At 41.8% G+C, this 23,289-nt stretch carries 22 protein-coding genes; 2 read left to right on the top strand and 20 right to left on the bottom strand.

Annotated features, from left to right (window positions below; translation table 11 throughout):
- Positions 1 to 72: 72 nt before the first annotated feature.
- Both D8836_RS02320 and D8836_RS02325 read right to left on the bottom strand, forming a co-directional pair.
- Entirely contained in the window at positions 73 to 1,707 is a 1,635-nt protein-coding gene (locus D8836_RS02320; RefSeq protein WP_084888512.1) for a hypothetical protein, read from the bottom strand.
- Complete coding sequence (locus tag D8836_RS02325; protein WP_125393034.1) at positions 1,688 to 2,437, bottom strand: ABC transporter ATP-binding protein; 750 nt, start codon at positions 2,435 to 2,437, stop codon at positions 1,688 to 1,690. Before D8836_RS02325 ends, D8836_RS02320 begins: the two co-directional genes overlap by 20 nt.
- Positions 2,438 to 2,614: 177 nt before the next feature.
- On the opposite strand from D8836_RS02325, the gene D8836_RS02330 reads away from it, so the two are divergent.
- On the top strand, positions 2,615 to 4,069 hold the full coding sequence (locus tag D8836_RS02330) for an alpha-amylase (protein WP_125393035.1): 1,455 nt from the start codon (positions 2,615 to 2,617) through the stop codon (positions 4,067 to 4,069).
- An 89-nt stretch (positions 4,070 to 4,158) separates the two neighbouring features.
- On the opposite strand, the gene alaS is transcribed toward D8836_RS02330, so the two are convergent.
- The 11 genes from alaS to budA form a co-directional block, all read right to left on the bottom strand.
- Positions 4,159 to 6,777: an alanine--tRNA ligase gene (alaS, locus tag D8836_RS02335; RefSeq protein WP_125393036.1), complete on the bottom strand. Its 2,619-nt coding sequence runs from the start codon at positions 6,775 to 6,777 to the stop codon at positions 4,159 to 4,161.
- Between the two features lie 21 nt (positions 6,778 to 6,798).
- Positions 6,799 to 7,284, bottom strand: coding sequence for an LURP-one-related/scramblase family protein (locus tag D8836_RS02340; RefSeq protein ID WP_125393037.1), 486 nt, complete (start codon positions 7,282 to 7,284; stop codon positions 6,799 to 6,801).
- Positions 7,285 to 7,718: 434 nt separating this feature from the next.
- Positions 7,719 to 8,339 (bottom strand): tetratricopeptide repeat protein, encoded by a 621-nt coding sequence (locus D8836_RS02345; protein ID WP_060628578.1) that lies wholly within the window; start codon positions 8,337 to 8,339, stop codon positions 7,719 to 7,721.
- Positions 8,340 to 8,436: 97 nt separating this feature from the next.
- Positions 8,437 to 8,634 carry a hypothetical protein gene (locus tag D8836_RS11595; RefSeq protein WP_253275431.1) on the bottom strand — a complete coding sequence of 66 codons (198 nt, stop codon included), beginning with the start codon at positions 8,632 to 8,634 and terminating at the stop codon, positions 8,437 to 8,439.
- A 608-nt stretch (positions 8,635 to 9,242) separates the two neighbouring features.
- Entirely contained in the window at positions 9,243 to 10,313 is a 1,071-nt protein-coding gene (locus D8836_RS02355) for an ABC transporter substrate-binding protein (RefSeq protein ID WP_125393038.1), read from the bottom strand.
- On the bottom strand, positions 10,310 to 11,083 hold the full coding sequence (locus D8836_RS02360; protein WP_000712739.1) for an ABC transporter permease: 774 nt from the start codon (positions 11,081 to 11,083) through the stop codon (positions 10,310 to 10,312). The genes D8836_RS02355 and D8836_RS02360 overlap by 4 nt, the downstream gene beginning before the upstream one ends.
- Complete coding sequence (locus tag D8836_RS02365) at positions 11,080 to 11,886, bottom strand: ABC transporter permease (protein WP_125393039.1); 807 nt, start codon at positions 11,884 to 11,886, stop codon at positions 11,080 to 11,082. Before D8836_RS02365 ends, D8836_RS02360 begins: the two co-directional genes overlap by 4 nt.
- Positions 11,867 to 13,024, bottom strand: coding sequence for an ABC transporter ATP-binding protein (locus D8836_RS02370; RefSeq protein WP_060628580.1), 1,158 nt, complete (start codon positions 13,022 to 13,024; stop codon positions 11,867 to 11,869). The genes D8836_RS02365 and D8836_RS02370 overlap by 20 nt, the downstream gene beginning before the upstream one ends.
- A 159-nt stretch (positions 13,025 to 13,183) precedes the next feature.
- Positions 13,184 to 14,089 (bottom strand): UDP-N-acetylmuramate dehydrogenase, encoded by a 906-nt coding sequence (gene murB / locus D8836_RS02375; RefSeq protein ID WP_070527051.1) that lies wholly within the window; start codon positions 14,087 to 14,089, stop codon positions 13,184 to 13,186.
- A gap of 111 nt (positions 14,090 to 14,200) precedes the next feature.
- Positions 14,201 to 14,953 (bottom strand): YhfC family intramembrane metalloprotease, encoded by a 753-nt coding sequence (locus tag D8836_RS02380; RefSeq protein ID WP_125393040.1) that lies wholly within the window; start codon positions 14,951 to 14,953, stop codon positions 14,201 to 14,203.
- 9 nt (positions 14,954 to 14,962) lie between these two features.
- The gene (gene budA, locus D8836_RS02385) at positions 14,963 to 15,694 is read right to left on the bottom strand and encodes an acetolactate decarboxylase (RefSeq protein ID WP_125393041.1); all 732 of its coding nucleotides are present in this window, start codon (positions 15,692 to 15,694) and stop codon (positions 14,963 to 14,965) included.
- A 338-nt stretch (positions 15,695 to 16,032) separates the two neighbouring features.
- On the opposite strand from budA, the gene D8836_RS02395 reads away from it, so the two are divergent.
- On the top strand, positions 16,033 to 17,304 hold the full coding sequence (locus D8836_RS02395; RefSeq protein WP_125393042.1) for an aminotransferase-like domain-containing protein: 1,272 nt from the start codon (positions 16,033 to 16,035) through the stop codon (positions 17,302 to 17,304).
- Between the two features lie 18 nt (positions 17,305 to 17,322).
- On the opposite strand, the gene D8836_RS02400 is transcribed toward D8836_RS02395, so the two are convergent.
- From D8836_RS02400 to D8836_RS02430, 7 genes are all read right to left on the bottom strand, one after another.
- Complete coding sequence (locus D8836_RS02400; protein WP_125393043.1) at positions 17,323 to 18,138, bottom strand: ABC transporter substrate-binding protein; 816 nt, start codon at positions 18,136 to 18,138, stop codon at positions 17,323 to 17,325.
- A gap of 157 nt (positions 18,139 to 18,295) precedes the next feature.
- Positions 18,296 to 18,949, bottom strand: a complete 654-nt coding sequence (gene phoU, locus D8836_RS02405; protein WP_000946458.1) for a phosphate signaling complex protein PhoU — start codon at positions 18,947 to 18,949, stop codon at positions 18,296 to 18,298.
- Positions 18,950 to 18,960: 11 nt separating this feature from the next.
- Complete coding sequence (pstB, locus tag D8836_RS02410; RefSeq protein ID WP_125393044.1) at positions 18,961 to 19,719, bottom strand: phosphate ABC transporter ATP-binding protein PstB; 759 nt, start codon at positions 19,717 to 19,719, stop codon at positions 18,961 to 18,963.
- Between the two features lie 12 nt (positions 19,720 to 19,731).
- Positions 19,732 to 20,535 carry a phosphate ABC transporter ATP-binding protein PstB gene (gene pstB / locus D8836_RS02415; protein WP_000049848.1) on the bottom strand — a complete coding sequence of 268 codons (804 nt, stop codon included), beginning with the start codon at positions 20,533 to 20,535 and terminating at the stop codon, positions 19,732 to 19,734.
- A 10-nt stretch (positions 20,536 to 20,545) separates the two neighbouring features.
- Positions 20,546 to 21,430 (bottom strand): phosphate ABC transporter permease PstA, encoded by an 885-nt coding sequence (pstA, locus tag D8836_RS02420; protein ID WP_000543046.1) that lies wholly within the window; start codon positions 21,428 to 21,430, stop codon positions 20,546 to 20,548.
- Positions 21,420 to 22,337 carry a phosphate ABC transporter permease subunit PstC gene (pstC, locus tag D8836_RS02425; RefSeq protein WP_125393045.1) on the bottom strand — a complete coding sequence of 306 codons (918 nt, stop codon included), beginning with the start codon at positions 22,335 to 22,337 and terminating at the stop codon, positions 21,420 to 21,422. Before pstC ends, pstA begins: the two co-directional genes overlap by 11 nt.
- Positions 22,337 to 23,215: a phosphate ABC transporter substrate-binding protein PstS family protein gene (locus D8836_RS02430; RefSeq protein WP_125393046.1), complete on the bottom strand. Its 879-nt coding sequence runs from the start codon at positions 23,213 to 23,215 to the stop codon at positions 22,337 to 22,339. The genes pstC and D8836_RS02430 overlap by 1 nt, the downstream gene beginning before the upstream one ends.
- Positions 23,216 to 23,289 lie beyond the last annotated feature (74 nt).

Consider the following 23,289-nt stretch of genomic DNA (forward strand, 5'->3'; position numbering starts at 1 on the left):
TTTACAACTACATTCTAACAAACTATAAAAGCGTTTGTCGAATTGAATTTATCAAGCAAGCGATCAACTAGCTCATCTTTTTTCTATTTCTGCCAATATGCGTGACAGGTAATAATAATAGCTAAAAATAGCAAGACCAAGCAGGAGGATAAGAGCTCCTACTCCCAAGCTAATGGCAAGGATAGGGGAGAGAGACCGAACCAAGAATATGCTCCCTATTACAAGGGCCATTAAGATTGCACTATAAACCAAAATCAAAACAATTGCTACTATACGATTTGAACGGTTTACCAAGTCCGTAATGTTACTCCAATTGGTTGACAAATTTTTAACGTCCTTAAAGTAATGGTGGCAAGAAAGGATGACACTGGCAAGGGTCCAGACTACAAGAAGGTAAATCATCGAAAGGATGGGCAAGCCTAAATATAGAGAAAGACCAAGTAAAGTCAGAACTGGTAAAAAGGACTGGACAGCAAATATAATCCAAAATTTCACTTTTACATAACGAGCAAAGTCAAAGGGTAAACTCTTCAGAAAATCAACATTTTCCCTCTCCAAGGATAAGGCAATTGAATGCAGGCTGGTGATATTGTTATTGACAACAGCTAGAAAGAGACCTATAAAAAACAAGGGTAACCAGTATGGAGGATGAATGTCTGGAACTATCTGAGAATCTCGGATGTTGGAAATCAGACCGATCATCATGAGATAAGGAAGGAAAGCACTTGTAAAAAGCACTGTAATCACGCCAGTCCCCTGTCCCAAAAGGGTGAGGTGGTAGCGTAAAACCATACGGAAAAAGCCCTTTTTAGTAGTTGAGAGCCCCTCCTTACTGCGACGTTCTTTTTTGACCTTCTCCTCACTATTAAGTAGGATCACATCATAAAAACGAGGCAAAACCTTCTTTTTGGTCAGGTAAAGCAAGAAAAGAGTTAAAGCTATCCAAGCGAGCAGACCTAGGATGGCTTCTATCGAAAAAGGCTCCACTGCTATTTTGTAAAAGAGATGAATAGGATAAAGAAGAGGTGGAATTTCTTTAGTCTGATCACCTATACCTCTAGAAGTCGACTGTAGAAAGAAGACAAATATTAAAGGTGTGAGAACTCCTATCCCAATCATCACATTCGAAAAAATAGACTGATACTTTCTAAAAAGCGCAGTTTGAGCCAAGAAATGCACTGCCACTACCATCACTAGAGCCACAGAAACAAATAATAGAGCCAAGGACAGTAGCATCAAAGGCAAGCCAAGCCAAAGAGAAGGTGCTAGCCTAATGTAGAGGACTAGAAAATAAGCTAGGATTGGTACAATTCCAGGCAGAGCTGGCAAGAGGACAGACAGTCCTTTAGCAATTATAATCTCTGATTCTTTAAAGGCATAAGGCCTATACGATACCAAGTCCTTACTCTCATAAAAGACATTGTAAAAGGCAGTTAAAGAAGTTGAAAAGGCAATCACTAGTAAAATAGCAACCATAAAACTAAAATAAACAGGTATTTTATCAAAAGGAAAACGAAAGGCTATATTTATAAACATGAAAAGCATCAAGAGACTAGAAAAAATGTAAGAACTTAGGACTCTAGCGGAAACATTTACTTTTTTTCCAGGATTTTTAGCTTGCTTCTTTCGTAGGTTAGCCAGATTAGCTTCTTGAGATGAATAGAGGATATTGATATCAACTAATTTTTTAATGACTTTGAGACGCATCTGAAACCTCCTCTTTTCTACCAGCAAGGCTAAGATAGATACTTTCTAAAGACTGGTCTGGATGGTCTTTTCTCAAGTCCTCTACGCTACCACAATAAATCAAATGCCCCTTTTTCAAAATGGCAATCAGATCACAGACTTGCTCTGCCACCTCTAGGACATGAGTTGAAAACAAGACCGTCTTGCCTTTTTGCGCATGCTCCTTCATCATTTGCTTCAAATCAAAGGCAGCCTGGGGATCCAAACCTGTCAAGGGTTCGTCCAAGACCCAAATATCGGGATCGGACAAGAGTGCTCCGATGACAAAGACTTTCTGACGCATTCCGTGAGAAAGGGTTTCAATAACCTGATAGCGGTTTTCAGCAAAATCAAAAACGTTCAATAGCCTAGCTAGACTAGCCTCCAAGTCAGAGCTAGTCAGATCATAGGATGAAGCAATCAATTCCCAAAATTCATTGGCCGTTAAGCGTAAAAATAAGTCAGGCGAGTCTGCTACATAGCCAATCTTTCGTTTAATAGCTAAACGATTTTCCGATAACTCCTGACCGTCTACCAAAATACGACCACTGCTGGGTGAAATGATACTGACTAAGGATTTTATAGTGGTCGATTTTCCAGCCCCATTATGGCCAATCAAGCCCATAATCTCTCCATTTTCAATCTGCAGATTGAGATTGCTCAAGGCCTCTTTATCACCATACAACTTACTAACATTTTGAAATTCAATCATGAGAAATCTCCTCTCTTTATCTATGTAATTTACTATAATTATAGCGCTTTCATTTTAAAAATCAACATTTTATATAAAATAGTCAAAAACTTATTATTCAGTTTTACGCAAACGTTTGAGCTAACCGATACTTTATGATAGAATAAAGAACAAGATTGACAAGTAAGAGGAAACATCATGCAAAATCAAACACTCATGCAATACTTTGAATGGTATCTGCCCCATGACGGCCAGCACTGGACGCGTCTGGCTGAAGATGCTCCACACCTAGCTGATCTCGGTATCAGCCATGTCTGGATGCCACCAGCCTTCAAGGCTACCAATGAAAAAGATGTAGGTTATGGGGTCTATGACTTATTCGACTTAGGAGAGTTTAATCAAAAAGGAACTGTCCGCACCAAGTATGGTTTTAAAGAAGACTATCTTCAAGCCATTCAAGTTCTAAAAGCACAGGGAATTCAACCTATGGCCGATGTGGTGCTCAATCACAAGGCTGCTGCTGATCACATGGAAGCCTTTCAAGTTATCGAAGTGGATCCTGTAGACCGTACAGTTGAACTTGGGGAACCCTTCACCATCAATGGCTGGACTAGTTTTACATTCGATGGCCGCCAAGATACCTACAATGATTTCCACTGGCATTGGTACCACTTCACAGGTACAGACTACGATGCTAAACGCCGTAAATCTGGGATTTATCTCATCCAAGGGGACAACAAGGGTTGGGCAAATGAGGAATTAGTCGATAACGAAAATGGTAACTACGACTACCTCATGTATGCCGACCTAGACTTTAAACATCCTGAAGTCATCCAAAATATCTATGACTGGGCTGACTGGTTCATGGAAACGACTGGTGTAGCTGGTTTCCGCTTGGATGCCGTTAAACACATCGACTCTTTCTTCATGCGCAATTTCATCCGTGATATGAAGGAAAAATACGGTGAGGATTTCTATGTTTTTGGTGAATTTTGGAATCCTGACAAGGAAGCCAATCTGGACTATCTTGAAAAAACGGAAGAACGATTCGACCTTGTCGATGTTCGTCTCCACCAGAATCTCTTTGAAGCCAGTCAAGCTGGCGCAAACTATGACCTTCGTGGTATTTTCACAGATAGCTTGGTTGAACTCAAACCTGACAAGGCTGTGACTTTTGTCGACAACCACGATACCCAACGTGGTCAGGCTCTTGAGTCTACTGTTGAAGAATGGTTCAAACCAGCAGCCTATGCCCTCATTCTATTACGTCAAGACGGCCTTCCATGTGTCTTTTACGGTGACTACTATGGGATTTCAGGGCAGTATGCTCAACAAGATTTCAAAGAAGTCCTTGACCGCCTCCTAGCCATCCGAAAAGATTTGGCCTATGGAGAACAAAATGACTACTTTGATGATGCTAACTGTATCGGTTGGGTACGTTCAGGTGCTGAACATCAATCCCCAATCGCAGTCTTGATTTCAAATGACCAAGAAAACAGCAAGTCTATGTTTGTCGGCCAAGAATGGGCTAACCAAACTTTCGTGGATTTACTTGGAAACCATCAAGATCAAGTTACAATCGATGAGGAAGGTTATGGACAATTTCCAGTCTCAACTGCTTCGGTAAGTGTCTGGGCAGCCAATACAATCTAATAGCCAATGATTACCAAGCCAGGTCCAATCGGATTTGGCTTTTTTGCATTCACAAAAAGACCTATCCAAATGGGTAGATCTTTACTTGATTACAATTTACCTGCTACGGCATCCAACAATTCTTGGATCTTAGCTTGGTTGCTTCCTCCTGCCATGGCCATGTCTGGTTTACCACCACCACGCCCATCGACGATTGGTGCTAATTCTTTGACAAGGTTTCCTGCATGAAGGTCTTTTGTCTTGCTTGCTACAAGAACATTGACTTTGTCACCGATAGCAGCAACTAGGACAAGCACATCAGAGTAGTCTTTTTGTTTCCAGTTATCCGCAAAAGTACGAAGGGCACCAGCGTCAGATACCGATACTTGGCTAGCAATGTAACGGTGACCATTGACTTCCTTAACATCCTTGAAGATATCGCCTGCTGCAGCTGCTGCGGCTTTTTCTTTCAACTCAGCATTTTCTTTTTGAAGTTGACGAAGTTGTTCTTGAAGTCCTTCTACCTTGTGAGGTACTTCCTTGACTTGAGGTGCTTTCAAGGTTGCTGCGACAGCTTTAAGAGCGTCTTCTTGCTCACGGTAGGCTTCAAAGGCTTCCTTACCAGTCACTGCTAAAATACGGCGAGTTCCTGATCCGATACCTTCTTCTTTGACAATCTTGAAAAGACCAATTTCAGAAGTGTTGCCAACGTGGGTACCACCACAAAGCTCGATAGAGTAGTCACCGATAGTAACAACACGGACTTTTTTACCGTATTTCTCACCAAAGAGGGCCATAGCTCCCATTTCTTTAGCAGTGTCAATATCCGTTTCAACTGTCTTCACTTCAAGAGCTTCCCAGATTTTTTCATTGACTTGCTGCTCAATCGCACGCAATTCTTCAGCAGTCACTGCTTGGAAGTGGGTAAAGTCAAAGCGAAGGAATTCAACTTCGTTAAGAGATCCAGCTTGTGTCGCGTGGTTTCCAAGGATGTTGTGAAGGGCAGCGTGAAGCAAGTGAGTCGCAGTGTGGTTTTTCATAACACGGTGACGACGATTGCTATCAATTGCCAAGGTATATTCTTGGTTCAAGGCAAGCGGTGCAAGGACTTCAACTGTATGAAGTGCTTGACCATTTGGGGCTTTCTGAACATTGGTCACAGTAGCCACGACCTTACCTGACGCATCCAAGATTTGTCCATGGTCAGCTACCTGTCCACCCATTTCAGCGTAGAATGGCGTTTCCGCAAAGATAAGTGAGGCAGTTCCTTCTGACACAGCTTCTACTTCTGCATTGTCAGCCACGATAGCCACCAATTTAGAAGACAATTGGCTAGCATTGTAGTTGAAGACACTTTCTACAGTGATGTTTTGAAGGGTTTCATTTTGCATCCCCATTGAGCCACCCTTGACGGCTGACGCACGCGCACGTTCTTGCTGTTCTTTCATAGCTGCTTCAAAACCTTCACGGTCTACAGTCATACCAGCTTCTTCAGCGATTTCTTCAGTCAATTCAACTGGGAATCCATAAGTGTCATAAAGTTTGAAAACATCTGAACCTGCAATGACAGATTGACCTTTTTCTTTCAAGTCTGCTACAATGCCTTGGGCAAAGTGTTGACCTGAGTGTAGGGTACGAGCAAATGATTCTTCTTCGCTCTTAACGATTTTTTCGATAAAGTCACGTTTTTCAAGCACTTCTGGGTAGTAACTTTCCATGATTTTTCCAACGGTTGGAACGAGTTTGTAAAGGAAAGGCTCGTTGATACCCAATTTTTGACCATGCATAGAAGCACGACGGAGAAGACGACGAAGGACATAACCACGACCTTCATTTCCTGGAAGGGCACCATCACCGATAGCAAATGAAAGTGAACGGATGTGGTCAGCGATGACCTTAAAGCTCATGTTGTCGCCATCTTGGTCATAAACCTTACCAGACAATTTCTCCACTTCACGAATGATTGGCATAAAGAGGTCTGTCTCAAAGTTTGTCTTAGCCCCTTGGATAACTGCCACCAAACGCTCTAAACCAGCACCCGTATCAATGTTCTTGTGTGGCAATTCCTTGTACTCGCTACGAGGAACAGCAGGGTCTGCGTTAAATTGTGACAAAACGATATTCCAGATTTCTATGTAACGGTCGTTTTCGATATCTTCTGCAAGAAGACGAAGACCGATATTTTCTGGGTCAAAGGCTTCTCCACGGTCAAAGAAAATCTCTGTATCTGGTCCAGAAGGTCCTGCACCGATTTCCCAGAAGTTATCTTCGATTGGAATCAAGTGACTTGGGTCCACTCCTACCTCAATCCAGCGGTTGTAAGAATCTTTATCGTCTGGATAGTAAGTCATGTAAAGTTTTTCAGCAGGGAAGTCAAACCATTCTGGGCTTGTCAAAAGCTCATAAGCCCAAGTGATAGCTTCATCACGGAAGTAATCCCCGATAGAGAAATTCCCCAACATTTCAAACATGGTATGGTGACGTGCAGTCTTCCCTACGTTTTCAATATCGTTGGTACGGATAGCCTTTTGGGCATTGGTAATACGTGGATTTTCAGGAATGATGGTCCCGTCAAAGTATTTCTTAAGGGTTGCTACCCCAGAGTTGATCCACAAAAGTGTTGGGTCATTTACAGGAACCAAACTCACTGATGGTTCTACAGAGTGACCTTTGGTCGCCCAGAAGTCAAGCCACATTTGGCGTACTTGTGCACTAGATAGTTGTTTCATATTGTCTCCTTATTTACTTGTTTAATGTGATTGGCTTTCCAGCATTTCCACATAGTCAATCGCGACACAGAGGGAAATGACTAGGTCTGCATAAGCGTCCTCAAGGACCGTTACATTATAGGTAGATGTCAGATGGAAGAGTTCTTTCTTGATTTCCGCAATCAACTGATCGCGATCATCCAGCAATTTGAAATCCAAATCCCAGATATTGCCCTCGATACGAAGACCTAGATTATCAAACTCATACTTATCTCGCCAGAAGGTCAACTTCTTGCGAATGACAAAACTCGATCCATCCCGAAGCTGAATTTCAAAACGAGGAAGCAAGGTCAAGATTTCTTTACTGATTTGACTGACATGTTCACCATAAGCATCATAGATGGTAAAGGTTTTAGGAATCTTAAAAAATGATCCCTCTACCTGATAGGCGATTTCTCCCCTGTCATCCTTGATAGCGAAGCGTTCGCCTCCAAGACGAAACTTTTGTTTGACAAGAAATGTTTTCATCAACACCTCCAAAAAATCAAAAGACAAGCTCATATCACGAAGGGCGAAAAACCGCGGTACCACCTTCATTCAATGAACTTGTCATTCTCTTGTTCTTATGCAATTGTATGATTGAGTAGCATGACTTCCTAGCTTAGATGGCTCGCAGCACCGCCATTTCTCTGGACTAAGACAACTGAAAATCAATTCTCAACTTTCTTATTATATCGTTTTTTTAAGTTTGCGTCAACTGGAAATGATCTCCATTGAATCAGACCAATTTCCTGTATCTTTGATTACTCTTTCAGGAGAACAAAATTAGCCAATATAATTGTTGATATTAAATAAATCCAAAATAACATATCACTCTCTCGCTTTAATATTATCTAGACTGTCAATTGCATATCTACATTCTTTAAGATAAAGCAAACTAATAACAAAACCTAAATGTAAAATCATTCATTAATCAATTCCTCAATTTCCTTTATCCCTTCAAATTCTCCAACACTTTCGAAAAGTTCTATAGCTCGTTTGAAATGTGTGTTGGATAATTCCGTATCTTCCAAGGCTAAATAGATTTCACCTAACCCTCTATAGCTACAAGCTTGAGAAATTACATCATCAGTCTCTAAAGATTGTTCCAATGACAGATTCATGAATGTAAGAGCCTCATCAAGATTGTTTAATTTAAATCTCACATAGCCCTGTTCGTAATTATTCACAGCTTTCTTTAGATTATCATTTGGAAAATGCTCTTCAACTATCTTCTCTTCATCTTCAATAAGTTTTAAAGCCTTATGAAAATCCCCCTGATCTCTGTAGATCATAGCTAATTGATGTAAGCCAATGTGTTCATTTTCTTTATCTTCATTTTGTTGCGCTAATAAAATGTATTTCTCAAAGATATGGGTACATGAAACATAGTCTTTTTCTGCTAACAATAAATATCCCATCAAATTTAAAAGACTAAAATCCGCACAGGTATCAATGGAAAACTCTTGTTCAACTAACTTTTTAGCTTCTGATATTTTTCCTTCCAGAAACAAGTTCCAAGCTGTATCAATTTTAGAGTCCATCTATTTCCCCCTTCAACTACAAACAACCTTCATAAAATAGAATCACTCAACAAGAATATATTATTCTCTATCTATTGAGGCTTAATCTTATAAACCATTAATCTGCATTAAAATAATCATAAACCTCTTTAAAGAGAGTCGGCAATATTCCTTGCTCTTCTTTGTCTAAATTATATTCAGAAACTAGCTCATCCATATAGTCAAATACAGTGAAATGTTTTTTTATTCCATTCATAACAAGCGCAAATTTCAAATCATTAAGTTCAGTTTTATTAAACTCTTTTAACTTCTTCATATCAATTCTAGTGATTGGATGAGAAATACCATCTAGAGTACTATAAATCGTTTTTCCTAGTAAATAATCTGTCGTGGTATCAAATAATTTTGCTAATTTGACAACGGCGTCTAAATTAGGCTCTAAAGTTCCATTCTCCCAACGAAAATAAGTACCTTGTTATACACCAATCATCTCAGAAATTTGTACCTGAGTTAACTTCTTGATCTTTCTCAGTTCCTTAAGACGAGCTCTAAAAAAATCATTATTAAACATTGTATCCTCTTAAATATTCTAAACGGTATAAAACGGAATTATTCCATAAGGAATATTTATTTGAAGATTAAAGATTCTATTGAGAATATTATAGCATAAAAGGAGGTAAAAGCGTATGTAGCTAGTAGTCAATTTTAAAAATTTTAATGAAGCAATTTTAATGAAGGAGATAGAATTCAACAAATAAAAAAATCTTGAAATAAATGCGCCGTTATTTCACTTATCACTATTTTTATCCTCAATTTTCATATTACTAAACACAGCAACTAAAATAGAAAAAGATATGGCTGTAAAAACTGACTTATATTAAAAAACGAACCAGCTTGACTGATTCGTTTCGTGACTGCTAACTCCTACTTCCGATACATTTTAAACTGTAGGAAGAGGTCGCTATATTTTCCTGTCCATTTATGGTCAAATTTCTCATAAACCTCTAGGTGTTTCATGGTTTCAGCATCTGGATAGAAGGCCTTGTCTTCTTTTTTCTCCTCTGGGAGCAGTTCTTTAGCTGGTAGGTTTGGTGTTGAATAACCGACATACTCCGCATTTTTAAGAGCATTTTCAGGTTTCAACATAAAGTTGATAAAGGCATAGGCTGCATCTTGGTTTTTGACTGTTTTGGGAATGACCATATTGTCAAACCAAAGGTTGCTGGCTTCTGTCGGTACCACATAGCGTAAATTTTCATTTTTTTCTAGCATTTGACTGGCTTCACCAGAGAAGGTCACGCCGATAGCAGCGTTATTCTGAATCATGTAGCCCTTCATCTCGTCTGCCACGATAGCCTTGATATTGGGAGTCAGTTTGTAGAGCTTATCCACTGTCTCTTCCAACTGCTGGGTGTCCTTGGAGTTGAGGCTGTAGTCTAGCGAGTTGAGTCCTAGTCCCAGTACCTCACGCGCCCCATCAAAGAGCATGATAGAGTTCTTATACTCTGGCTTCCAAAGGTCATCCCAATGTTCAGGCGCTTCCTCTACCATGGTTTCATTGTAGACAATTCCCAAGGTTCCCCAGAAGTAAGGGATGGAGAATTTATTGCCTGGGTCAAAGGACTGGTTGAGGAACTCTGGTCCGATATTTTCAAGACCTTCAAGTTTTGAATAGTCAAGCGGTACCAAGAGGTCTTCGTCCTTCATCTTGTTAATCATGTATTCACTAGGAATGGTAATATCGTAGGTCGTTCCACCCTGCTTGATTTTGGTATACATGGCTTCGTTGGAGTCAAAGGTCTCATACTGGACTTGGATGCCTGTTTCTTCTGTGAATTGCTCCAATAGTTCAGGATCGATATAGTCCCCCCAGTTGTAGATAACCAGTTTTTGACTATCTCGGCTATTGATTTTACTATCGAGATGAGTCGCAATTCCCCACAAGACGAGGATAATGGCTACAATTCCTGCTAAAAATGAATAGAGTTTTTTCATGCTTTCTCCTCCTTCTCACGAGAGATAAAGTAATATCCAACCACTAGGATAATACTAAAGAGAAAGACAAGGGCAGACAGGGCATTGATTTCTAGTGAAATCCCCTTACGAGCACGAGAGTAAATCTCGACTGACAAGGTTGAAAAGCCATTTCCCGTTACAAAGAAGGTTACGGCAAAGTCATCTAGTGAATAGGTGAAGGCCATGAAATAACCTGCAATGATAGACGGAGTCAGGTAAGGAAGCATGATTTCCTTGAACATCTGAAATTGACTGGCACCAAGGTCATAGGCCGCATGAATCATGTCGCCATTCATTTCCTTAAGACGTGGCAAGACCATCAAGACCACGATAGGAATGGAGAAGGCCACGTGACTAGATAGAACGGTCAAAAAGCCAAGTGAAAACTTGAGTTGGGTAAAGAGAATCAAGAAGCTGGCACCAATCATAACATCAGGCGCAACCATGAGGATATTATTGAGTGAAAGAAAGGCTTCTTGGTATTTCTTACGAGATTGGTAAATATAAATGGCACCAAAAGTCCCGATAATGGTCGCAATCAAGGCTGACAGGAAGGCCAAGAAAAAGGTCTGAGTCACAATTAACATAAGGCGACCATCGCCAAACATGGTTTTAAAATGACTCAAACTAAAGCCTGTAAAGCTATTCATGTCGTTGCCTGCATTAAAGGCATAGCCAATCAAGTAAAATATTGGCAGGTAGAGGACAAGAAAGACCAGTCCCAGATATAGATTGGCAAATTTTTTCATCGTTCTCTCCTTTCCTTGGTAACCCACATGGTGATGAACATGGTCAGGATGAGAATTACACCGATGGTTGAACCCATACCGTAGTTGTCATTGGTTAGGAAATTCTGTTCAATAGCCGTTCCCAGCGTAATAACACGGTTCCCACCTATCAAACGGGTCAGCATGAAGAGACTCAAGCTGGGGATAAAGACAGATTGGACCCCACTTCTCACTCCGTTCATCGATAGAGGGAAGATGACATGACGGAAGGTCTCCCACTTGGTCGCACCGAGGTCATAGCTGGCATTGATGAGATTGTTGTCCATATCATCCAAGACATTGAAAATCGGCAAGATCATAAAGGGAAGCTCGATGTAGCTTGCGACAAAGATAAAGGAGAAATCGGTAAAGAGTAACTGATGTGAACCGATTCCGATAAATTCCAAGAATTGATTAATAGAGCCATTTTGACCAAAAATCCCAATAAAGGCATATGCTTTAAGAAGCAAATTGATCCAGGTAGGCAGGATAATCAGCATGAGCCAGAGTTGACGGTGCTTGAGACGGGTCAAAAAGAGGGCTGTTGGATAGCTGATAAGCAAGGTCACAAAGGTCACAATTCCTGCATAAAGTACAGAGTTAAAGCTCATTTTGAGGTAGGTCAAGTTTTGTGACGCAAAGTAGGATTTATAATTTTCTAAACTAAACTGGCCTTCGATATTGAAAAAGGATTGTCCGAAAATCAAGACCAAGGGTGCCAGGACAAAGAGTGCAATCCAGAGCATGTAGGGCACTACAAAGAGTTTAGAGCTTGTTTTCTTCATCTCTTTCCTCCTCGATTGCATTGATCAGACCTGCTTCTTGCTCTTCAATTTCCACGTATTCTTCGATACGGGCATCGAACTCTTCTTCGGTTTCGTTGAGACGCATGATATGGATGTCTTCTGGCTCAAAGTCCAAACCGATTTCCTCACCCACGATGGCCTTACGGGTTGAGTGGATTATCCATTCATTTCCAAGTTCGTCATAGGCGATAATTTCATAGTGCACCCCACGGAAGAGCTGGGTATCGACCTTAACTTGGAGCTTGCCTTCTTCAGGAAGGGTAATCCGCAAGTCCTCTGGACGAATCACGACCTCAACAGGTTCATTTGGCTTCATCCCACCATCGACCGCTTCGAAGCGTTTGCCGTTAAACTCAACCAAGTAGTCCTCAATCATGGTTCCTGGCAAGATATTTGACTCACCGATAAAGGTGGCAACAAAGTGGTTAATCGGCTCGTCGTAGATGTCCACAGGTGTTCCTGACTGGACAATCTCACCATCGTTCATAACAAAAATCCAGTCACTCATAGCCAGGGCTTCTTCCTGATCGTGAGTGACAAAGACAAAGGTAATGCCCAATCGTTGTTGCAGTTCACGCAGTTCATACTGCATGTCTGTTCTCAATTTCAAGTCCAGCGCTGATAAAGGCTCGTCTAGCAAGACCACACGGGGTTGGTTGATGATGGCGCGGGCAATAGCCACACGCTGACGTTGTCCTCCAGAGAGTTTACGGATGGAACGTTTTTCGTAACCTTCCAACTGAACCATCTTTAGAACTTCCGCTACGCGTTGCTCGATTTCTTTCTTGTCAATTTTACGCAAGCGAAGTGGAAAGGCAACATTTTCAAACACATTCATATGTGGAAACAAGGCATAGGATTGGAAGACCGTATGGACATCACGCTTGTTGGTTGGAATGTCGTTGATACGAACACCGTCCAGCAAAATATCTCCAGTCGTAGCATCCAGTAAACCTGCAATAATGTTAAGGATAGTTGATTTACCTGAACCAGACGCGCCTAGAAGAGTATAGAACTTCCCTTCTTCCAACTCAAAGTTGATATCTTTGAGAACCTTGGTGTTGCTGTCTTCAAAAACTTTAGAGACGTTTTTGAATTCAATAATTGGTTTTTTCAATTGTCATTTATTCCTTCTTTTTCATAGATTAACAGATCAGGGCTCTGTCAGGCCGCTACTACCTCGTGTAGGAGATTGAACTGCCTACATTCTTCTGCACTAACGATAGGCTTTCACCCCCTTTCCATGACATAGCAGCAGCTTTTCAACTACAGCTTCCTACTTGCTTTCACCCAAGATACGAACTTCTCTCTCAAGAGTAACGCCAGAGTGTTCCTTGACTTTTTCGATAACAGACTCAATCAAGTCCTCGTAGTCTTTAGCCGTTCCGTCAGCAACATTGATCATAAATCCTGCGTGTTTTTCTGACACTTCTACGCCACCGACACGATAGCCTTTCAAGCCAGCTTCTGAAATTAATTGACCTGCAAAATGACCTACTGGACGCTTAAAGACCGAACCACAAGATGGATATTCTAAAGGTTGCTTGAGTTCACGTAGATGCGTCAAACGATCCATTTCTTGCTTGATAACCTGATGGCTTCCTGGAGCAAGGGCAAATTTAGCTGACAAGACAACTGCACCAGACTCTTGAATGGCTGAATGGCGGTACCCAAAAGCCAAATCTTTGGCAGACAGGGTCTCGATTTCTCCATCCTTGGTCAAGACCTTACAAGACTGCAAGATGTGGGCAATCTCGCCACCATAGGCACCTGCATTCATAAAGACAGCACCGCCGACGCTCCCCGGAATGCCACAAGCAAACTCAAAACCAGTCAAACTATGACGAAGGGCAATGCGTGTTGTTTCAATCAAGTTAGCTCCAGCTTCAGCTTCGATGGTATAGCCATCAACAGAAACATTATTGAGCTTGTCACACAAGATGACAAATCCACGAATTCCACCATCACGAACGATGATATTGCTGGCATTTCCAAGAACCATCCAAGGGATATTTTCTTGATTGGCAAATTTGACAACGCGAGCCAACTCAAAACGATTTCGTGGAAAGACCAGATAATCAGCCTCTCCACCTACTTTTGTATAACTATAGCTATGCAAGGGTTCTTTAAAACGGATATCAATCCCTTCTAAGATTTCAAGCATGTTTTCTTTTACTGACATGACACTCTTCCTTTTACAAAATTCATTCCATTATACCATTTTTAAGACCATTTGACGACCCTAAAAAAATCTTGAGCTTATTTTAAACAAAAAAAGAGGTTTCCCCTCTTTTTATGATTTTTTGCAAAAGATAGCCTTTGTTCCATAGGCAACCAGAACGAGCTCAAGTGCTAAGAACACTTCCACAAAAACTGGATTGGTCAGCCAGCCAACTTGGGCAAGAGATGGTGCCAGGTCAAAGAAGGCATGTAGGCCATAGGCTGCTAGGAGATAAATCCATTTCTTCTGGCGAACAGCTTGGTAAACCCAAACAGTCAAGAGTAATTGGAAACCTAGGGCCAAGATTCGCTCAAAAGCAAGCAAATAAATCTGCCAGACTGATAGTGACTGAATAGTTTTCAACATATTTTCAGACAGCAATTGCATGACCTGTGGATTCTGAGTTTGAACTGCTGAGAGAACGATGTAGAGATTAATCAAACTAGTAAGACCTAGGAAAATCAACTCCAAACCACCATGACCTAACCCATAAGCCAAGGCATCTGCCTTTTCCAAACTTCTTTTTTTCTCCAACCATTTGAAGAAAACAAGGCGAGCTGTTTCCTCAAAAAATGCTGCCATGGCTAGGCCATAGATGATATAGACAAGCGGATGGTCTCGCAAGAGGGCAATACTACCGTCTTTTTGAGGATGTAAAACCAAGATATGCACCAGTTTTTCTAAAATCTGTGAAGAGACAAAGAAGGCAACAGCCCCCAAGCCCAAGACAGCTAGATTAATCTGGTGTTTCTTTTTGGCATACCAAATGCTTCCTATCAAGAAAGCCAGCAACAACACCATGGTAATGATAATATGAATGGTCATTTTCTTCTCCTATTCAGCCTTTTCAATATCTTTTTTCATCTCGTCAACATTGAACTTAGCAAACAAGTATTGACGGTCTTGGACTGGGAAACGTTGGTCCAACTGGTCAACAGCTCCCACCTCAACAATACCTTCCTTGATAACAAAGTTCATGACATGTCCACCGAAAGTCAAATCATCTGATATGAAGTGCAGATGGTAGCCTGCCACACTGACCCCATGGAAAATCTCAGGCGTCCAGAAACCAACAATGGTCCCCGCCACATTGTCACGACTATATTCCGGTTGATGGGTTGCGACATCAGCAAACTTGGTATCTGGTGTCGACTTGGGAATCATGCGCACATGCATATGCGAAAATTCCCCACGAATCTTGATAGAGCGGAAAAGATTTTCCCCATCATAATAAGACTCAATTCGCTCCTCCAATTCCTTGTCCGTCATCTCAAAGCGCTGTCGGAAAATAACCTCTGCCTGATGCGGTACTACTGCTGCATAAGGAATAAGGGCATCTGGTGACACCTCCACAATCTCTGGCTGGTCGCCTGATCCTTTGGCCTGATAAGCCTTGCCATCCAAGACAATCAATTCTCCATCAATGGAATCCAAGGTTCCCAAACCAAGGTCACCATGCTCTAGCAATTCTCCTACTGTCATAGTCCCACCATAAAGGCCAGCCATCAAGGCTCCAAGAGTATTGTATTGAAATAATTTCACTGGTTCCTGCACGTTCTTATCCATTCTCTTTCTTGACTGTTATACTCAATGAAAATCAAAAAGCAAACTAGGAAGCGAGCCACAGGTTGCTCAAAGCACTGCTTTGAGGTTGTAGATAAGACTGACGAAGTCAGCTCAAAACACTGTTTTGAGGTTGTGGATAGAACTGACGAAGTCAGTAACCATATCTACGGCAAGGCGAAGCTGACGTGGTTTGAAGAGATTTTCGAAGAGTATTATTCTATAAATGTTACTCCTAAGTATACCACATTTACCCCTAGATGTGAACGATAGAAACACTCTAGACATTGCCAAGAAGGAAAAAAAAAGGTACAATGTAACAAAATCAAGGGAGGTCTGGAATGAAGAAACAAAGCAAGTACCAAGAGGTTGTTTCCTATCTGAAAAACGGTATCGAGTCTGGACGTTTTCCAACGGGAAGTCGCCTGCCTTCTATCCGTCAACTGAGCCTTGACTTTCACTGTAGCAAGGATACCATTCAGAGAGCCCTTCTGGAATTACGGCACGAACAATACCTCTATGCCAAGCCCCAGAGTGGTTACTATGTCCTAGAACAAGGGCAACACCAGGATCTAGAAATCGAAGTCACTGACGAACATGCCAGTGCCTATGACGATTTCCGACTCTGTATCAATGAAACCTTGATTGGCCGGGAAAACTACCTCTTCAACTACTATGACAACCAAGAAGGATTAGAAGACTTAAGACAATCCATTCATAAACTCCTCTTTAACCAAGCTCTCTACTGCAAGGCTGATCAACTTGTACTGACTTCTGGAACCCAGCAAGCCTTGTTTATCCTTTCTCAAATATCCTTTCCTAGCCAAGTCAAGGAAATCTTGGTAGAACAGCCAACCTACCATCGGATGAATCGCCTCTTGATTGCTCAAGGTCTGGACTATCAAACGATCGAACGAGGCATTGATGGGATTGACTTGGAAGAACTGGAAGGCCACTTCAAGACAGGTAAAATTAAATTTTTCTATACCATTCCTCGATTTCACTATCCTCTGGGGCATTCCTATTCAGAGCAGGACAAACGGGCTATTCTTGACTTAGCTGCCAAGTATGGTGTCTATATCGTAGAGGACGACTATCTGGGTGATTTGGACTCCAAGAAGGGCCAGACCTTCCACTATCTAGATACAGAGGAGCGGGTCATTTACATCAAGTCCTTCTCAACCAGCCTCTTTCCAGCCCTGCGGATTACAGCACTCATCCTTCCAAATGCTATCAAAGAAGCCTTTGTGGCCTACAAAAATATCCTAGATTACGACAGCAACCTCATCATGCAAAAGGCCCTGTCACTCTATATTGATAGTCAACTGTTTGAGAAAAACCGGCTAGCTCGCTTGTCCAATCAGGAAGACTACCAAAAACAACTCGAGGAAAGACTAGCTAACACTCCTTGTCCCCTTCCTCATTATCCCCTATACGATGGTTTATTACTTGATCTCAGACAGTACCCTAAAATCGCCAGCCTCAAACACAGTCAACTGAAATTGGACTTCTTTGAGAAGGCTTACTTGGATGCCTGCCCTTATGAATTTGCCAAGGTGTCCTTAGAAAATCTGGAAAAGGTTTTAAACTATTTAAAAGCAGAATTGGATTGACTTCCAACTCTGCTTTTTTTATTGTTCAACTTCTGTTAGGCTTGCTGCCTTTTCAAGATAGCTTTGGTAAGTTCCTTCATCCTTGAGTTTTTGGATGACCTTGTCCACCACTTCTTTCAAATCAGTACTATTTTTTCTAAGGGCAACTGCATTAGCTTCGCCGTCCTTCATCTTCAAGCTGACAGTTGCGACAGCTAAGTCGGCATTTTTAGCAGCATAGCTAAGCGCAACAGGCTCATCCATGTGAACAGCATCTACTTTTCCAGCCTGTAATTCATTAACAGCTTCACCCATATTGGTTAGGGAAGTTAACTGCGCTTTTGGCAATTGTTCCTTGACCATTGATTCTGGAACAGTCCCTTTTTGGGCTGCAATATTAGCACTTTCAAGGCTAGTTAAATCCTTGTATTTTTCTACATCAGCCTTACGAACCAAGAAACTAATCTTGTTTTCATAGTAAGGGATTGAAAAATCAAAGACTTCTTTTCTCTCGTCAGTAGCGCTAATTCCCGCAACTGCTAGGTCAGCCTTACCAGTTTGAAGACTGGTCAAGACATTGTCAAAACTCATGCTTGAAATTTCCAACTTCACCCCAAGTTCATCAGCGATAGCTTGGGCCATATCAATATCCGCACCGACTACCTGATTTTTCCCGTCAACTAAAGACTGAAATTCAAAAGGTGCATAGTCAGGACTAGTCGCCACAACTAATTTCCCCTTTTGCTTAATGGCCTCAACAGCTGACTGAGACTCATTAGAACCCGACTGACAAGCTACTAAGAAGAAACTTGCAAGAAAACTACATAAAACAAATATCCATTTTTTTGATTTCATAAATAAACAACCTCTCTGTTAATTTTGTATAATTATAACGCTATCCAAGTTGCTTGTCAAGTATTTTTTGAATTTTTATCTTAAAAATATTTTTTTCATTCAAGAAAAGGAGCTATCAATTGATTTCAAGCTCCTTTTTATACAGAATGAATCTATTTTATAGTTCGACAATCTTACCTGTTTCAAAGTAAACAACCCATTCACAGATATTCTTGGCATAGTCTCCAATGCGTTCCAAGAAGGCAATCACTTGGAAATAATCACGACCTGTAACAATAGCATCAGGATTTTTCTTGATTTCTTCTGTAGCCAAATCACGAATGCTATCAAAGTAATGGTTGATTTTTTCGTCCATTGCTGCTACTTCATAGGCTTGGTCTACTGAACCATTCAGATAGAGTTCAAGGGCTGCTTCAACGAAGTTCTTGACATCGCGACCCATTCTCTTGATTTCTTCTTCAACAGCTGGGATTCGTTGCTCCCCCTTCATACGAATTGCCGCCTTGGCAATGGAAACGGCATGGTCACCCATACGTTCCAAGTCAGATACAGCCTTCAAGACTGTCAAAACAGTACGCAAGTCCTGAGAAACGGGTTGTTGAAGGGCAATCATTTCAAATGATTTCTTCTCCAATTTCACTTCGTATTCGTTTACTTCTGCATCGTCTTCGATGACTTCCTTGGCCAAATCGCGGTCATGCGTAACAAAGGCACGCACCGTACGATTGATTTGGGATAGCACTTCTTGTCCCATAGCATAGAACTGGTTGTGCAATTTCTCTAAATCTTCTTCAAATTGAGAACGTAACATCATTTATCTCCTTATCCAAATTTTCCTGAAATATAATCTTCTGTTTCCTTGTGTTGTGGGCTGAGGAACATCTTCTTGGTATCGTTAAACTCGATCAGATCTCCATCTAGGAAAAATCCTGTCTTGTCAGAAATACGAGAGGCTTGTTGCATGGAACGCGTAACCAAGAGCATGGTGTATTTATCTTTTAAACCATACAAGGTTTCCTCAATCTTACCAGCCGAGATAGGGTCCAGAGCTGAAGTCGGTTCATCCAAGAGAATGATTTTAGGACTGGTTGCCAAGACACGAGCAACACAGACACGTTGTTGTTGTCCACCTGAAAGACCGATAGCTGAATCATGCAGGCGATCCTTGACCTCATCCCAGATAGAAGCTCGTTGTAGGGCTTTTTCTACCGCTTCATCCAGAACCTGCTTATCCTTAACTCCATTGATACGAAGCCCGTAAACAACATTTTCGTAGATAGACATAGGGAAAGGGTTCGGTTGTTGGAAAACCATACCAATTTCCTTACGCAATTCAACTGTATCTGTACGTGGGCTGTAAATGTTGTGGCCGTTGTAAACCACCGAACCAGTTGTGGTCACTTCTGGATTGAGATCCCCCATGCGGTTGATAGCCTTGAGGAGGGTTGACTTCCCTGATCCAGATGGACCAATCAAGGCTGTAATTTCCTTAGGTTGGAAAGATAGGGAAACACTATTCAAGGCCTTTTTTTGATTATAGTAAACGGACAGGTCTGATACCTGTAAAATCGCTTCTTTCATACTGTTTCCTTTCTATCCAAAGTGTCCTGTTACGTAGTCATTGGTTGACTGTAATTTTGCATTTTGGAAAATATTAGAGGTCTTATCGTACTCAATCAAGTCACCCAAGTAGAAAAATCCTGTGTAGTCACTAGCACGCGCAGCCTGCTGCATACTGTGGGTCACGATGATGATGGTAAAGTCCTTCTTTAATTCCAGCATAGTTTCTTCCAGCTGGGCTGTCGCAATCGGATCCAAAGCTGACGCCGGCTCATCCATCAAGAGAATATCTGGTTTAACCGAGATAGCACGAGCGATACAGAGACGTTGCTGCTGACCACCTGATAGGGTCAAGGCTGACTTGTGCAAATCGTCTTTGACCTGGTCCCAAAGAGCAGCCTGACGAAGAGAGGTTTCCACAATTTCATCCAAGACTTGCTTGTCCTTAACCCCTGCACGTTCATGGGCAAAAGTGATATTGCGGTAGATAGACTTGGCAAAGGGATTTGGTCGTTGGAAGACCATTCCGATGTGCTTGCGCATCTCATAAACATTGATTTCTGGGCGGTTGACATCAATCCCTTGATAGAGAATTTGACCTGTTACCTTGGCAATATCAATAGTATCATTCATACGGTTGAGACTGCGAAGGTAGGTTGATTTTCCTGAACCAGAAGGGCCAATTAAGGCTGTGATTTTATTTTTTTCAAATTGCATATCGATGCCCTTGATGGATTCATTTTTACCGTAGTAAACATGTAAATCCTTAGTAGAGAGGGCCACTTTCTCTTCAGGAAAGGTGATGATATGCTTTTCATCCCAATTATATTTTGACATGGCTTCTCCTTTAGGCAGCGGTTAATTTCTTATGTAGGTAGCTTCCGAGTTTACGGGCTCCAAAGTTAAAGATGAGGATAAAGATGAGGAGCACGGCAGCAGAACCTGCTGATACGATGGTTCCATCTGGAATAGTTCCTTCACTATTGACTTTCCAGATGTGGACAGCCAAGGTTTCTGCTTGACGGAAGATAGAGATTGGGCTAGTCACACTGAGAATATTCCAGTTAGACCAGTCCAGAGCTGGAGCGGATTGTCCTGCAGTATAGATAAGAGCCGCAGCCTCACCAAAAATACGACCAGAAGCTAAGACGACCCCAGTCACAATACCTGGAAGGGCTTCTGGAATGACCACATGGACCACAGTCTCCCAACGAGAAATCCCAAGGGCTAAACCAGCCTCACGTTGCGTGTGGTGAACGTGTTTCAAACTGTCCTCAACATTACGAGTCATCTGAGGCAAGTTAAAAACTGTCAAGGCCAAGGCACCTGAAATGATTGAAAATCCATACTCAAACTGAACTACAAAGATCAAGTAACCAAAGAGACCTACAACCACTGATGGCAGTGAAGACAAGATTTCAATACAGGTTCTGACAAAATTGGTTACAGGACCTTTTTTGGCATATTCAGCTAGGAAAATCCCAGCCCCCATAGACAAGGGAACAGAGATAATCAAGGTAATGACCAGAAGGAAGAAGGAATTATAGAGCTGAATTCCAATCCCTCCTCCTGCTTGGTAAGAAGATGATTTGCCAGTCAAGAAAGACCAAGAGATGTGGGGCAAACCACGAACCAAGATATAGAGAATCAAGGATGCCAAGATGGCAACGATAATTCCTGCAATCGAGTAGAGGACAGCTGTTGCAATTTTATCTAATTTCTTAGCGTGCATAGTTTTTCTTTCCTCTTTCTTTCGTAATCAATTTAATCACACTGTTAAAGGCCAAACTCATCAAGAGCAAGACTAAGGCCAGTGACCAGAGAACGTTATTGTCAACTGTTCCCATAACAGTATTTCCGATACCCATGGTCAACACAGAGGTCAAGGTCGCAGCAGGTGTTGTCAATGAAGTTGGGACGACGGCTGAGTTTCCGACCACCATCTGAATGGCCAAGGCCTCACCAAAGGCACGCGCCATCCCAAAGACCACTGCTGTAAAAATCCCTGAACGCGCTGCCTTCAAGGTCACGCGCCAGATGGTTTGCCAGCGAGTGGCCCCCATAGCCAAACTAGCTTCGCGGTAGTGACGAGGTACCGCACGCAAGCTATCGGTTGTCATAAAGGTTACCGTCGGTAAAATCATGACAAAGAGAACGAAAATCCCTGACAAAATCCCAAAACCAGTTCCACCAAAGACACTGCGGACAAAAGGAACTACGACCTGCAAACCGATAAATCCATACACGACTGAAGGAATCCCGACAAGTAATTCAATAGCTGGTTGCAAGATTCTAGCACCTTTTGGTGAGACCTCTGTCATAAATACTGCCGCACCGATGGCAAAAGGAGTTGCGATAAGGGCCGATAGGATTGTGACAATAAAGGAACCCAAAATCATGGGAAGAGCACCAAATTGTTTACCTGAAGGATTCCAAGTTTGGCCAAAGAGGAAATCAAAGATATTAACCCCATTTACAAAGAAGGTCGACAAACCTTTTTGGGCGACGAAAATCAAAATCATGGCCACAATGATAACAATCAAAGACAGACAGGCAAAGGTCAAGCCTTTTCCTAATTTCTCTAAACGAGAGTTCTTTGAGGGAGAAAGTAATTTTTTAGCTAATTCATCTTGATTCATTATTGACTCCCTTCTAGTGCTGTCACCGTTCCTACAGCATCTTTTTCAACCTTCATTTCCTTGACAGAAATATATCCCATTCCCTTAACGATTCCGCTTTGCGCTTCATCTGAGAGGACAAAGTTGAGGAATTCTGCCACCAATTCATTTGGTTGACCTAGGGTGTACATGTGTTCATAAGACCACAAAGGCCAGTTATTGCTTGTAACATTTTCTGCAATTGGCTCATAGCCATTCAACTTCATACGTTTAACTGAGTCATCCACATAGGCAAAGGCTAGGTAAGAAATAGCTCCTGGTGTCTGGGAAACAATGTTTTTGACCATCCCGTTTGAATCCTGTTCTTGACTCTGCACGGCAGATTGACCATCCATGATAACACTATCAAAGGTTGCACGCGAACCTGAACTTGCCGCGCGGTTGATAATGGAAATGGCTAGGTCTTTCCCACCGACTTCTTTCCAGTTGGTCACTTGACCTGTGAAGATGCTACGGAGTTGTTCAGTTGTCAGATTTTCAACATCAACTTCCTTATTTACAATGACTGCCAAGCCCGCTACGGCTACCTTATGGTCCACTAGAGCGGAGGCGTTGATACCGTCTTTTTCCTCGGCAAATACGTCTGAATTTCCTACATCAACGGCTCCAGACTGAACCTGAGACAAACCTGTACCAGATCCTCCACCTTGGACGTTGACTGTTTTTCCAACGTGCATAGAGCCAAATTCATCTGCTGCTGCTTCGACCAAGGGCTGAAGAGCCGTTGAGCCAACAGCTGTCATGGATTCTCCACGATCAATCCAGCTAGCACATCCCGCCAAAGAACCTGCTAGCAAGAGAGCCGCAAGGGATAGAGCGAGTTTTTTCCTTTTTTTCACTGTTTTTCTCCTTGAAAATAATGGTGAATACTGTGAATTTTTTCAATTATTTATTTATGTTTTTCTTTTTTAAA

This window comes from Streptococcus mitis (assembly GCF_003942995.1).
Taxonomy (GTDB): domain Bacteria; phylum Bacillota; class Bacilli; order Lactobacillales; family Streptococcaceae; genus Streptococcus; species Streptococcus mitis_CV.